Source organism: Streptomyces sp. NBC_00448, from assembly GCF_036014115.1.
GTDB lineage: Bacteria > Actinomycetota > Actinomycetes > Streptomycetales > Streptomycetaceae > Actinacidiphila.
In genome coordinates, this window is record NZ_CP107913.1 from 7,170,735 (window position 1) to 7,183,887 (window position 13,153).

The following is a 13,153-nucleotide window of genomic DNA, read 5'->3' on the forward strand; positions in this document are numbered from 1 at the left end:
GCGGGCCCGGCGCGCCACGACGGTGGCTGGTCGCGCAGTTCCCCGCGCCCCTGTAAGGCACCCTGGGCACCCGCCGCCCGCCAGGGCACCCCCCCGCCCCGGCGAGGGGGCGTCGTCAGAGTTTGGTCCAGGCCGTCCGCAGGACATCGCGGAGGATGTCCTCGATCTCATCGAAAAGCGGCTGCTCCGAGATGAGCGGCGGGGCGAGCTGGATGACGGGGTCGCCGCGGTCGTCGGCGCGGCAGTAGAGCCCGTTGTCGAAGAGCGCCTTGGACAGGAAGCCGTACAGGACGCGCTCGGTCTCCTCGTCGGTGAACGTCTCCTTCGTCGCCTTGTCCTTGACGAGTTCGATGCCGTAGAAGAAGCCGTTGCCGCGTACGTCGCCGACGATCGGGAGGTCGCTCAGCTTGTCGAGGGTGGCGCGGAAGGCGGCCTCGTGGTCGAGCACGTGCTGGTTGAGCCCTTCGCGCTCGAAGATGTCGAGGTTGGTGAGGGCCACGGCGGCGGAGACCGGGTGGCCGGCGAAGGTGTAGCCGTGCAGGAAGGTGTTGTCGCCGCGGTAGAACGGCTCGGCCAGCCGGTCGGAGATGATGCACGCGCCGATCGGGGAGTACCCGGAGGTCATGCCCTTGGCGCAGGTGATCATGTCGGGGACGTAGTCGAACTTGTCGCAGGCGAACATCGTGCCCAGCCGCCCGAACGCGCAGATCACCTCGTCGGAGACGAGCAGGACGTCGTACCGGTCGCAGATCTCGCGGACCCGCTGGAAGTAGCCGGGCGGCGGCGGGAAGCAGCCGCCGGCGTTCTGCACCGGTTCGAGGAAGACCGCGGCGACCGTCTCGGGGCCTTCGAAGACGATCTCCTGCTCGATCTGGTCGGCGGCCCAGCGGCCGAACGCCTCCGGGTCGTCGCCGTGGATCGGGGCGCGGTAGATGTTGGTGTTGGGCACCTTGCGGGCGCCGGGCACCAGCGGCTCGAACGGGGCCTTGAGCGCGGGCAGTCCGGTGATCGACAGCGCGCCCTGCGGGGTGCCGTGGTAGGCGACCGCACGCGAGATCACCTTGTACTTGGTGTGGTTGCCGGTGAGCTTGTGGTACTGCTTCGCCAGCTTCCAGGCGGTCTCCACCGCCTCGCCGCCGCCGGTGGTGAAGAAGACCTTGTTGAGGTCCCCGGGGGCGTATCCGGCCAGCCGCTCGGCGAGTTCGACCGCCTTGGGGTGGGCGTAGCTCCAGATCGGGAAGAAGGCCAGCTCCTGCGCCTGCTTGTAGGCGGTCTCGGCCAGTTCGTGCCGCCCGTGCCCGGCCTGCACCACGAACAGCCCGGACAGGCCGTCGATGTAGCGCTTGCCGTGCGCGTCGTAGATGGAGGAGCCCTCGCCGCGGACGATGGTCGGCACCGGGGCGTCCTGGTAGTCCGACATGCGGGTGAAGTGCATCCACAGGTGGTCGTACGCGGACTTCGACAGATCAGGCTGATCGGCGTTCGGAGCGGTCATGGCTATCTGGTTCCCCAGGTGTAGGTCTGCTTGCGGAGCTTGAGGTAGACGAAGGTCTCGGTGGAGCGGACGCCTGGCAGCGCGCGGATGCGCTTGTTGATCATCTCCAGCAGGTGGTCGTCGTCCTCGCAGACGATCTCCACCAGCAGGTCGAAGGAGCCGGCGGTGAGCACGACGTACTCGACCTCGTCGAGGGCCGCGAGCGCGTCGGCGACCGGTTCGAGGTCGCCCTCGACGTTGACGCCGACCATCGCCTGGCGGCGGAAGCCCACGGTGAGCGGGTCGGTCACCGCGACGATCTGCATCACGCCCTGGTCGAGCAGTTTCTGCACCCGCTGGCGCACCGCGGCCTCCGACAGCCCCACGGCCTTGCCGATCGCCGCGTACGGGCGGCGCCCGTCCTCCTGGAGCTGTTCGATGATCGCCTTCGACACCGCGTCTATCGAGGCGGAAGTGCCGTTCATGTCACGAGTGGCCACGCGCACCACTGTGCAGGAGAGGTCGACGGTCCCGCAAGCCCTTCACGATGAATTCCGTTGTGTTAAGCCTTCTGTAACACCGAATCGGTTGTCCTGGCCGGGCGGGTGTGTCGAATACGGCAGTTCTGGCGCTAAGCTGGGCTGCGTCTCACCCCATGGACATGGACCAGAAGGACCAGGGAGCAAGCGCCGTGACCGAACTCCGTACTCTGCGCAACCACATCGACGGAGAATTCCGCGACGCCGCCGACGGGCGTACCACCGAGGTGGTCAGCCCGGTCACCGGGCGGGCGTACGCGACCGCTCCGCTGTCCGGCCAGGCCGACGTCGACGCGGCGATGGCCGCCGCCAAGGCCGCCTTCCCGGGCTGGCGCGACACCACTCCCGCCGAGCGGCAGAAGGCCCTGCTCAAGATCGCCGACGCGATCGAGGCGCGCGCCGACGAGCTGGTCGCGGTGGAGAGTGAGAACACCGGCAAGCCGCTCGCGCTGACCGCGAGCGAGGAGGTCCCGCCGATGGTGGACCAGATCCGGTTCTTCGCCGGCGCCGCCCGGATGCTGGAGGGCCGCTCGGCGGGCGAGTACATGGAGGGCCTGACCTCCATCGTGCGGCGCGAGCCGGTCGGGGTGTGCGCGCAGGTCGCGCCCTGGAACTACCCGATGATGATGGCGGTGTGGAAGTTCGCCCCGGCGATCGCGGCGGGCAACACCGTGGTGCTCAAGCCGTCCGACACCACCCCGGCCTCCACGGTGCTGCTCGCCGAGATCATCGCCGGCGTCCTGCCCAAGGGCGTCTTCAACGTGGTGTGCGGCGACCGCGACACCGGCCGGCTGATGGTCGAGCACCCGGTGCCGGCGATGGCGTCCATCACCGGCTCGGTGCGGGCCGGTATCGAGGTCGCCGGGTCCGCCGCCAAGGACGTCAAGCGGGTGCACCTGGAGCTGGGCGGCAAGGCCCCCGTGGTGGTCTTCGACGACCTCGACAGCGCGGCGCTGGCCAAGGCCGCCGAGGACATCGCGGTGGCCGGCTTCTTCAACGCCGGCCAGGACTGCACCGCCGCCTGCCGGGTGCTGGTGCAGGAAGGCGTGCGCGAGGAGTTCACCGCCGCGCTGGCCAAGGCCGCCGCCGGCACCAGGACCGGCCTACCCGACGACGAGGACGTGCTCTTCGGCCCGCTCAACAACGCCAACCAGCTCGCCCAGGTCACCGGCTTCATCGAGCGGTTGCCCGCGCACGCCAAGGTCGAGGCGGGCGGCCACCGGGTCGGCGAGGAGGGCTACTTCTACGCGCCCACCGTCGTCTCCGGGCTGCTGCAGGACGACGAGGCCGTGCAGCGCGAGGTGTTCGGCCCGGTCATCACCGTGCAGTCGTTCACCGACGAGGAGCAGGCCCTCACCTGGGCCAACGACGTGGACTACGGCCTTGCCTCCTCGGTGTGGACCAAGGACCACGGCCGGGCGATGCGGATGTCCAAGAAGCTGGACTTCGGCTGCGTGTGGATCAACACCCACATCCCGCTGGTCGCCGAGATGCCGCACGGCGGGTTCAAGCAGTCCGGCTACGGCAAGGACCTGTCCGCGTACGGCTTCGAGGACTACACCCGGATCAAGCACGTCATGACGTCGCTGGAGGCGTGAGCAGGCCGTAGTGCCGTGACCGCACCGGGCCGGCTGTCATCCCGGTGTCGGTCGGGCCGGGACGGGCCGGGGCGGGCCGCCCGTTCGGGCACCGTCCCGCGCTCACCCGTCCCGCCACCCCGGTGGGCCGCCGACCACCCCGGCCCTGGCGGCGGCCCGTCGAAGGTGCGGCAGCACCCGCGCCACGGGCACCGTGGACAGCACGGTGACGCCCAGCGCGGCGGCCACCCTGCCCTCCTCCGTACGCAGCGGCACCGCCGCCGCCACCTCGCCGAGCCGGAACTCCTCCTTGGCCAGCGCGAATCCGGCCTGCCGTATCCGCCGCAACTCCCGCTCCAGCGGGCCACCCGCAGTACGGGTGTGGGCGGTGAAGCGCTCCGTCGGGCCGACCGGGGCCGGCGGGCCCCAGGCGAGCAGCACCTTGCCGAGCGCGGTGGCGTGCAGCGACAACCGGTCCGCCCCGCCGCCCGCGCCCGGGCCCGCGCCCTCCAGCACCAGCGCGGCGCCGCGCTCCAGCACGGCCACCTCGGCCCGGCCGCCGGTGGCGGTGGCGAGGTCCCGCAGCGGCTCGCGGGTCACCGCGCGCAGGCGGTGCGGGCACGGTGAGGTCCCGCCGATCGCCCACAGCCGGGTGCCGAGCCGGTACGAACCGTCGGCGAACCGCTCCAGGCCGCCCCACGCCACGAGTTCGCGCACCAGACGCAGGGCGGTGGGCGCGGGCAGGTCCGCGCGCCGCGCGATCTCGCTGAGCCGCAGACCGCCGGCGGGTGCCTGGCCGGTCCCCGTCCGCTGCGTGAACGCGTCGAGCACCGCCAGCAGCTTCGCGGACACGGTGCGCCCCGGGGTACGGGAGTTGCCGGACATCTCACTCGCCCTTCGCCGACTCGACCGGGGGTGTACCCCCGCTTCCAGGGGCGGAAGCGGCTTCCACCAGGTGGCCTCCACCGGCGGACTTCCCCCGGGCAAGGCTCCAACCGGCCGCCTTCCACTGGGTGGAATGCGGCGCTGGCCGCCAGACGCTCCCGCCCGCCACCCTCAACACCATGAACCTGGACCTGACTTCCGACCAGCTGCTGTCCACCACCCGCGCGGTACGGCTGCGGCTCGACCTCGACCGCCCGGTGCCGCGGCACCTGCTGGAGGAGTGCGTCGACCTGGCCGTCCAGGCGCCGACCGGCCGCAACCGGCAGCGCTGGCACTTCGTGATCGTCACCGACGAGGACAAGCGCCGCGAGGTCGCCGACATCTGGCGGGCCAGCGCGGCCGCGCCCGGCGACGCCGAGCCGCTGACCGCCCGCGACGTCCGGCGCGCCAACGTGGCGTCCGGCCGGATGGCGCGGGTCGGCGCCGGCTTCGCCCACCTCCACGCGAACCTCCACCGGGTGCCGGCACTGGTCGTCCCCTATGTGGAAGGACGGACCGACGGCGCCTCCGTGGAACGCCAGGCCGGCACCTGGGGCTCGATCCTCCCCGCCGTGTGGAGCTTCATGCTCGCCGCCCGGGAACGCGGCCTCGGCTCCTGCTGGACCACCGGCGGCCTGGCGTACGAGCGCGAGCTGTCCCGGGCGCTGGGAGTGCCGTACGAGCGGCTGATGCAGGTGGCGTTCATCCCCGTCGCGTACACGATCGGCACCGACTTCCGGCCGGCCCGGCGGGTGCCGCGTGCGGAGGTGCTGCACTGGCAGGGGTGGTGAGGCCGGGCGGTCAGGCGGGCCGGGACGCCACGCGCAGCAGCGCGTCCAGCCGATTGCTGGTGATGGCGTCCACCCCGGCCGCCACCAGGCGGGACATCGAGCGCTGCCAGTCCGCGGTCCAGGCGGCGACCAGCAGGCCGCGGTCGTGCGCCCAGGCGACGGTGGCCGGATTCGCCAGCCCGAAGCGGAGGTTGAGCCAGCGCGGGCCGAGGCCGTCGATCAGCGAGTCGGTGGGGCGCGCGGAGGTCGTCCAGGTCATGGCGACCTCGGCCGACGGCTCCAGGGCGCGCACCTCGCGCATCGCGGCCAACTCGCCGCAGTAGTAGACCCGGTCGGCCGCGCCCGCCTCCCGTACCGCCGTGATCGCCGCGGCCGCCTGCGGGACCTCGGTGAGGTCGATCAGCATCCGGGCCGGGCCGGGCCGCCGCAGGAGTTCGGCGAGCGCGTCCGCGAAGGCCGGCACGCCGCCGCCGGTGGCCTCGGCCACCTCGTCGTAGGTCAGCGAGGTCACCGGCGCCGGGCGCCCCCACAGCCGCTCCAGGGTCGCGTCGTGCAGCAGCACCGGCACGCCGTCCCGGGTGAGGCGGATGTCCACCTCGACGACGTCGGCGCCCTTGTGCAGGGCGGAGCGCACCGAGGGCAGGGTGTTCTCGCGGTGCACGTAAGGGTCGCCCCTATGGGCGACGACCGTTACCCGGTGTCCAGGGCGCGGGGCCATGGCGTCAGCCCCGCGCGGCGGGGACGCCGGTGCCGCCGGTGGAGGCGTCGACGAACGCGGCGGTGTACGCGTCGATCTCCGCCGCCAGCCGCGCCTTGCCCGCCGGGTCGAGGAACGACGCGTGCACCGCGTTCTTCGCCAGCTCCGCGAGGCCCGCCCGGTCCAGCTCCAGCAGCCGGGCGGCGACCGCGTACTCCGTGTTCAGGTCGGTGCCGAACATCGGCGGGTCGTCGCTGTTGACGGTGACCAGGACGCCGGCCTCGACCATCCGCCGGATCGGGTGCTCCTCCAGCGTGGGCACCACCCGGGTGGCGATGTTGGAGGTCGGGCAGACCTCCAACGGGATGCGGTGCTCGGCGAGGTGGTCCAGCAGTCGGGGGTCCTGCACGGCGCTGGTGCCGTGGCCGATCCGCTCCGCGCCCAGGACGTCCAGCGCGTCCCAGATCGTCTGCGGGCCGGTGGCCTCGCCGGCGTGCGGCACGCTGTGCAGCCCGGCCGCCCGGGCCCGGTCGAAGTACGGCTTGAACTGCGGCCGCGGCACCCCGATCTCGGGCCCGCCGAGCCCGAAGGAGACCAGGCCCTCCGGCCGCAGGTCCACCGCCAGGTGCGCGGTCTCCGCCGCCGACTCCAGGCCCGCTTCGCCGGGGATGTCGAAGCACCAGCGCAGCACCACGCCCAACTCCGCCTCCGCGGCCTTGCGGGCGTCCTCGATCGCCTCCATGAACGCCTGCTCGGGGATGCCCCGGCGGGTCGAGGAGTACGGCGTCACGGTCAGCTCGGCGTAGCGAATCTGCTGCCGGGACATGTCCCGCGCCACCTCGTACGTCAGCAGCCGTACGTCCTCGGCGTCCCTGATCAGGTCCACCACGGACAGGTAGACCTGGATGAAGTGCGCGAAGTCCTTGAAGGTGAAGTACTCGGCGAGCGCGGCCGGGTCGGAGGGCACCTTGGAGTCCGGGTGCCGGGCGGCCAGTTCCGAGACGATCCGCGGCGAGGCGGAGCCCACGTGGTGGACGTGCAGCTCGGCCTTCGGCAGCCCGGCGATGAAGGAGTCAAGACCGGCGCCGGCGGCGGGGACGGCGGCGGGGGAGGGGCCGGGGACGGTCTCGGGCATGCGGGGTTCCTCCGGAGGGGCGTGCGGGACGGGCCGGCGCGCGGCCGGTGCCGTTCATCGTAATGCGCCCCGCCCCCGGGTACGGGTCCTGCCGGCGCGGGGCGTAGCGAAAGGTCGGAGCACAGATTTCGTCGATTAACCAAAAGGCAACAACGGAATCCCTTGTTGGAGGCGGTCGGCTCTGCCAGGATCAGCCATCAATCCAGGCTTTGACCACGCTGGTACATGGATTCGCGACCCCGGCGGGGCGCCCCGGCCACCCCTGGCCGGTCCTCCCGTCCGGCCCCCGGCCCACCCGCCCGGCGCCACCCGGCCGATCCCTCGGAAGGGCACCACCCATGGAGCTGTTCGAGACCCTCACACCGCCCCAGCGCGCCGCCATGGCGCGCAGCATGACCAGCGGACGAGGAGCGCTCGCCCGCCGTTCGCTGCTGCGGGCCGCCGGGCTCGGCGCGGTCGCCACCGTCGGCCTCACCGGCTGCGGCATCCCCGCGGCCGGCCGCAAGGGCGACACCGTCTCCACCGACCACTCGGCGCAGGAGAAGGTGGTCGACTTCTCCAACTGGACCGAGTACATCGACGTCACCGACGACGGCAAGCACCATCCGACCCTCGACGCCTTCACCAAGCGCACCGGGATCAAGGTCAAGTACACCGAGGACATCAACGACAACGTCGAGTTCTTCGGCAAGATCAAGCCGCAGCTCGCCGCGGGCCAGGACACCGGCCGCGACCTGATGGTGCTCACCGACTGGCTGGCCGGCCGGATGATCCGGCTCGGCTGGGTGCAGCAACTCGACTCCGCGAACCTGCCGCACGCCTACGCCAACCTGGAGCAGCGTTTCCGCAGCCCCGAGTGGGACCCCGGCCGCGCCTACTCCTACCCCTGGCAGGGCATCGCCACCTGTATCGCCTACAACAAGAAGGCCACCGGCGGGCGGAAGATCAGCTCCGTCTCCCAACTCCTCGACGACAGCTCGCTCAAGGGCAAGGTCGCCATGCTCTCCGAGATGCGCGACACCATCGGGATGACCCTGCTCGACATGGGCGAGCTGCCCGAGAAGGTCACCGACGACACCTTCGACGCGGCCGTCGCCCGCATCCAGAAGGCCGTCGACAGCCAGCAGATCCGGAAGTTCACCGGCAACGACTACACCGACGGCCTCAGCAAGGGCGACATCGCCGCCTGCCTGGCCTGGGCCGGCGACCTGGTCCAACTGCGCCTCGACGACCCCGACATCGAGTACGTCTTCCCCGACTCGGGCTTCCTGTCGTCCACCGACAACCTGCTGATCCCCGACAAGGCCCGGCACAAGACGAACGCGGAACGGCTGATCGACTACTACTACGAGCCCGCGGTCGCCGCGCAGGTCTCGGCGTACATCAACTACGTGTGCCCGGTCGCCGGGGTGAAGCCGTACCTGGCGAAGATCGACCCGAAGCTGGCGAGCAACCCGCTGATCATCCCCGACGCGGCCATGGACGCCAAGGGCCACGACTTCCGCTCGCTCACCGACGCCCAGGACGCGCGGTACGAGGACAAGTTCTCCAAGCTCATCGGCGCCTGACCCCGGCCTGCTCCCGCACCCCCCGAGGACAACCCATGACGACCCCCAGCACGAGCACAGCGAAGTCCGCCGACGCCGCCGTCCGCCTCACCGGGATCAGCAAGTCCTACGGCGCCTTCACCGCCGTCCACCCGCTCGAACTGGCGGTGCCGGCCGGCTCGTTCTTCGCGCTGCTCGGCGCGTCCGGCTGCGGCAAGACCACCACCCTGCGGATGATCGCCGGCCTGGAGACGCCCAGCACCGGCGCGGTGCACCTGGGCGGCCAGGACGTCACCGCGCTGCCGCCGTACAAGCGCCCGGTCAACACCGTCTTCCAGAACTACGCGCTCTTCCCGCACCTGGACGTCTACGAGAACGTGGCGTTCGGGCTGCGCCGGCGCGGCATCAAGCCGGTGAAGAAGCAGGTCGGCGAGATGCTCGAACTGGTGCAGCTCGGCCCGCTGGCCCGGCGCCGGCCGCACCAGCTCTCCGGCGGCCAGCAGCAGCGCGTCGCGGTGGCCCGCGCGCTGATCAACCAGCCGAAGGTGCTGCTGCTCGACGAGCCGCTCGGCGCGCTCGACCTGAAGCTGCGCCGCCAGATGCAGCTCGAACTCAAGCGCATCCAGACCGAGGTGGGCATCACCTTCATCCACGTCACCCACGACCAGGAGGAGGCCATGACGATGGCCGACACCGTCGCGGTGATGAACGCCGGCCGGGTCGAGCAGATGGGCGCGCCCGCCGACCTCTACGAGAACCCCTCCTCCACCTTCGTCGCGAACTTCCTCGGCACCTCCAACCTGATCGAGGCCGAGGTCACCGGCGTCGCCGACGGCACCCTCACGCTCACCCGCGCCGGGCAGGAACTGGCGCTGCCCGCCGCCCGCTGCCGTACCGAGGCGGCCCGCGGCGACCGGGTGCTGGCCGGGGTCCGCCCGGAGAAGATCACCCTCGTGCACCGCGACGACGCGGCCGGCGTGCCCGCCGGCCGGAACCGGATATCCGGCCGGATCGTGGACTCCAGCTTCATCGGCGTGTCCACCCAGTACGTGGTCGACAGCCCGGTCTGCACCGGCCTCGAGGTCTTCGTGCCGAACGTGGAGCGCGACGCCCGGCTGGTGCCCGGCGCGCCGGTCGTCCTGCACTGGAACCCCGAGCACACCTTCGGACTCGACGCGGGACAGGACATCGGCGCCGGCCTGGACGCGGGGCTGGACGACGCGGCCGGCGACGGGAGGACCGGCGGCGCCGAGTCGCGGGCCGGCGGCACCGACCGCACCGAGTCCGCCGAGGGGGCCGCCGTATGACCGCCGCCACCGAACCCCTGCCGCCGCCCGCCGCGGCGCCGCCCCGGCCGCCCAAGGCGATGCGCCGGGCCGCCGCCCGCCGGCGTCGGGTGCCCTACCTGCTGCTGCTGGCCGGGGTGGCCTGGCTGCTGGTCTTCTTCGTCGCCCCGATGGTCTACCAGGCGTCCACCTCGGTGCAGACCGGCACCCTGGAGGACGGCTTCAAGGTCACCTGGCACTTCGCCACCTACTGGGACGCGCTGAGCGAGTACTGGCCGCACTTCGTGCGCTCCCTGGTCTACGCCGGCATCGCCACCGCGCTGTGCCTGGTGATCGGCTACCCGCTGGCGTACACCATCGCCTTCCGGGCCGGGCGGTGGCGCAACGTGCTGCTGATCCTGGTGATCGCGCCGTTCTTCACCAGCTTCCTGATCCGCACCCTCGCCTGGGAGACGATCCTCGCCGACCAGGGGCCGGTGGTGTCCTTCCTCAACGACGTCCACCTGCTCGACGTGACGTCCTGGCTGCGGATCACCCAGGGCGACCGGGTGCTGGCCACCCCGCTGGCCGTGGTGTGCGGCCTGACCTACAACTTCCTGCCGTTCATGATCCTGCCGCTGTACACCTCGCTGGAGCGGGTCGACGGCCGGCTGCACGAAGCGGCCGGCGACCTGTACGCCACCCCGTTCACCGTCTTCCGCAAGGTGACCTTCCCGCTGTCGATGCCCGGCGTGGTGGCCGGCACCCTGCTGACCTTCATCCCCGCCTCCGGGGACTACATCAACGCCGAGTTGCTGGGCTCCACCAACCAGCAGATGATCGGCAACGTCATCGAGTCGCAGTTCCTGCGGGTGCTCGACTACCCGACGGCGGCCGCCCTCTCGTTCCTCCTGATGGCCGTCATCCTCGCCGTCGTCACCCTCTACATCCGCCGGGCCGGAACGGAGGAGCTGGTCTGATGCGCCTGATCCGCCGGCTGCGCGCCAACCTCGTGGTGATCGCGGGCGTCCTCGCCCTCGGCTACCTCATCCTGCCGAACCTGGTGGTGCTCGCCTTCTCCTTCAACAAGCCCAAGAGCCGCTTCAACTACACCTGGAACCAGTTCTCCACCGACGCCTGGCAGCACCCCTGCGGCGTCGCCGGCATGTGCGGCTCGCTCACCCTCAGCCTGAAGATCGCGGTCTACGCCACCCTCGCCGCCACCGTGCTCGGCACCATGACCGCCTTCGCGCTGGCCCGCTACCGCTTCCGCGGCCGAGCCGCCACCAACATGCTGATCTTCCTGCCGATGGCGATGCCCGAGGTGGTGATGGGCGCCTCGCTCGGCACCCTCTTCCTCAACATGCGCATCCAGTTCGGCTTCTGGACCATCCTCATCGCGCACATCATGTTCTGCCTGAGCTTCGTGGTGACCGCGGTCAAGGCCCGCGTGATGAGCATGGACCCGCGGCTGGAGCAGGCCGCGCAGGACCTCTACGCCACCCCGACGCAGACCTTCCTGCGGGTCACGCTGCCGCTGGCGGCACCCGGCATCGCGGCCGGCGCGCTGCTGTCGTTCGCGCTGTCCTTCGACGACTACATCATCACCAGCTTCAACGCCGGCAACAGCGTCACCTTCCCGATGTTCGTCTGGGGCTCGGCGCAGCGCGGCACCCCGGTACAGGTCAACGTGATCGGCACCGCCGTGTTCGTGCTCGCGGTGCTGCTGGTGCTGGCGGGGCAGCTGGTCGGGGGCCGCAGGAAGGCGCGTGGCTGACATGGACCCGGCCCGCGCGCTCGCCGCCGCCCGCCCGCTGCCGTACTGGCTCGACGACCCGGCCCGGCCGGACGCCGAGCCGGCCCTGGCCGGCGCCGAGCACTGCGACCTGCTGGTGATCGGCGGCGGCTACAGCGGGCTGTGGACGGCGCTGCTGGCGAAGGAGCGCGACCCGGACCGGGACGTGGTGCTGGTCGAGGGCGGCCGGATCGGCGCGGCCGCCTCCGGCCGCAACGGCGGCTTCTGCGCGGCCAGCCTCACCCACGGCACCGCCAACGGACTGGCGCGCTGGCCCGAGGAGTTCGCGACCCTCCAGGCGCTCGGCGAGCGCAACCTCGACGCCATCGAGGCCGCCGTCGCACGCTACGGCCTGGACTGCGAGTTCGAGCGGACCGGCGAGATCGACGTGGCCACCGCCGACCACCAGGTCGAGGAGTTGCGCGAGGCCCACGCCACCGCCGTGCGGCACGGCCTGGACCTGGAACTGCTCGACCGCGACCAGGTGCGCGCCGAGGTCGACTCGCCCACCTTCCGCGCCGGCCTGTACGACCGCAGGGGCGTCGCGCTGGTCCACCCGGCCAAGCTCGCCTGGGGCCTGAAGCGCGCCGCCACCCGGGCCGGCGTGCGCATCCACGAGCACACCCCCGCCACGGCCCTGGTCCGGCACGGCGCCGCGCTCGCCGTGCGCACCCCGTACGGCAGGGTGCTCGCCCACCATGTGGCCCTGGGCACCGGCGTGTTCCCCTCCTTGCTGCGCCGCACCCGGCACCACACCGTGCCGGTCTACGACTACGCCCTGACCACCGAACCCCTCACCGCCGACCAACGCTCCGCGATCGGCTGGCGCGGCCGGCAGGGCCTGGGCGACAGCGCCAACCGCTTCCACTACTTCCGGCTGACCGCCGACGGCCGCGTGCTGTGGGGCGGTTACGACGCGATCTACCCGCGCGGCGGCCGGATGAGCGCCGCGTACGACCACCGCCCGGAGACGTACCTGCGGCTGGCCCGGCACTTCTTCGCCTGCTTCCCGCAGTTGGAGGGGGTGCGGTTCAGCCACGCCTGGGGCGGCGCGATCGACACCTGCACCCGCTTCTCGGCGTTCTTCGGCACGGCGTACGGCGGGAGGGTCGCGTACGCGGCCGGGTACACCGGACTCGGCGTCGGCGCCACGCGGTTCGGCGCCGAGGTGATGCTCGACCTGCTGGCCGGGCGGCCCACCGAGCGCACCGCGCTCACCATGGTGCGCGAGCGCCCGCTGCCCTTCCCGCCCGAGCCGCTGGCCACCGCCGGGATCGGGCTGACCCAGTGGTCACTGGCCCGCGCCGACCGCGCGCAGGGGCGGCGCAACCTGTGGCTGCGCGCCCTGGACCGGGCCGGTCTCGGCTTCGACTCGTGAGCGGCCCGCACCCGGCCCGCGCCTCCCCGGC

The 13,153-nt window shown here is 72.0% G+C and carries 12 protein-coding genes; 7 read left to right on the forward strand and 5 right to left on the reverse strand.

Features of this window, described 5'->3' with window-relative positions; all coding sequences use genetic code 11:
- Nucleotides 1–115: 115 nt before the first annotated feature.
- Nucleotides 116–1,495 carry an aspartate aminotransferase family protein gene (locus tag OG370_RS31030; RefSeq protein ID WP_328470056.1) on the reverse strand — a complete coding sequence of 460 codons (1,380 nt, stop codon included), beginning with the start codon at nucleotides 1,493–1,495 and terminating at the stop codon, nucleotides 116–118.
- A gap of 2 nt (nucleotides 1,496–1,497) precedes the next feature.
- Nucleotides 1,498–1,959, reverse strand: a complete 462-nt coding sequence (locus tag OG370_RS31035; RefSeq protein ID WP_328474597.1) for an Lrp/AsnC family transcriptional regulator — start codon at nucleotides 1,957–1,959, stop codon at nucleotides 1,498–1,500.
- 206 nt (nucleotides 1,960–2,165) lie between these two features.
- On the opposite strand from OG370_RS31035, the gene OG370_RS31040 reads away from it, so the two are divergent.
- Nucleotides 2,166–3,611, forward strand: a complete 1,446-nt coding sequence (locus OG370_RS31040; RefSeq protein ID WP_328470058.1) for a gamma-aminobutyraldehyde dehydrogenase — start codon at nucleotides 2,166–2,168, stop codon at nucleotides 3,609–3,611.
- Between the two features lie 102 nt (nucleotides 3,612–3,713).
- Here the strand turns inward: OG370_RS31040 and OG370_RS31045 are convergent, their stop codons facing one another.
- Nucleotides 3,714–4,475 carry an IclR family transcriptional regulator gene (locus OG370_RS31045; protein WP_328470060.1) on the reverse strand — a complete coding sequence of 254 codons (762 nt, stop codon included), beginning with the start codon at nucleotides 4,473–4,475 and terminating at the stop codon, nucleotides 3,714–3,716.
- 179 nt (nucleotides 4,476–4,654) lie between these two features.
- Between OG370_RS31045 and OG370_RS31050 the strand changes: the two genes are divergently transcribed.
- Nucleotides 4,655–5,305, forward strand: coding sequence for a nitroreductase family protein (locus OG370_RS31050; RefSeq protein ID WP_328470062.1), 651 nt, complete (start codon nucleotides 4,655–4,657; stop codon nucleotides 5,303–5,305).
- A 10-nt stretch (nucleotides 5,306–5,315) separates the two neighbouring features.
- Here the strand turns inward: OG370_RS31050 and OG370_RS31055 are convergent, their stop codons facing one another.
- The gene (locus OG370_RS31055) at nucleotides 5,316–6,023 is read right to left on the reverse strand and encodes a glycerophosphodiester phosphodiesterase (RefSeq protein ID WP_328470064.1); all 708 of its coding nucleotides are present in this window, start codon (nucleotides 6,021–6,023) and stop codon (nucleotides 5,316–5,318) included.
- A 4-nt stretch (nucleotides 6,024–6,027) separates the two neighbouring features.
- The gene (locus OG370_RS31060) at nucleotides 6,028–7,137 is read right to left on the reverse strand and encodes an adenosine deaminase (RefSeq protein ID WP_328470066.1); all 1,110 of its coding nucleotides are present in this window, start codon (nucleotides 7,135–7,137) and stop codon (nucleotides 6,028–6,030) included.
- Nucleotides 7,138–7,475: 338 nt separating this feature from the next.
- Between OG370_RS31060 and OG370_RS31065 the strand changes: the two genes are divergently transcribed.
- The 5 genes from OG370_RS31065 to OG370_RS31085 are packed head-to-tail and all read left to right on the forward strand — an operon-like array spanning nucleotide 7,476 to nucleotide 13,122.
- Nucleotides 7,476–8,705 (forward strand): polyamine ABC transporter substrate-binding protein, encoded by a 1,230-nt coding sequence (locus OG370_RS31065; protein WP_328470068.1) that lies wholly within the window; start codon nucleotides 7,476–7,478, stop codon nucleotides 8,703–8,705.
- 35 nt (nucleotides 8,706–8,740) lie between these two features.
- Complete coding sequence (locus tag OG370_RS31070) at nucleotides 8,741–9,991, forward strand: ABC transporter ATP-binding protein (protein ID WP_328470070.1); 1,251 nt, start codon at nucleotides 8,741–8,743, stop codon at nucleotides 9,989–9,991.
- Nucleotides 9,988–10,929: an ABC transporter permease gene (locus tag OG370_RS31075; protein ID WP_443060775.1), complete on the forward strand. Its 942-nt coding sequence runs from the start codon at nucleotides 9,988–9,990 to the stop codon at nucleotides 10,927–10,929. Before OG370_RS31070 ends, OG370_RS31075 begins: the two co-directional genes overlap by 4 nt.
- Nucleotides 10,929–11,726, forward strand: coding sequence for an ABC transporter permease (locus OG370_RS31080; RefSeq protein ID WP_328470072.1), 798 nt, complete (start codon nucleotides 10,929–10,931; stop codon nucleotides 11,724–11,726). Before OG370_RS31075 ends, OG370_RS31080 begins: the two co-directional genes overlap by 1 nt.
- Before the next feature lies 1 nt (nucleotide 11,727).
- Entirely contained in the window at nucleotides 11,728–13,122 is a 1,395-nt protein-coding gene (locus tag OG370_RS31085) for an NAD(P)/FAD-dependent oxidoreductase (protein WP_328474601.1), read from the forward strand.
- The last annotated feature ends 31 nt before the right edge of the window (nucleotides 13,123–13,153 follow it).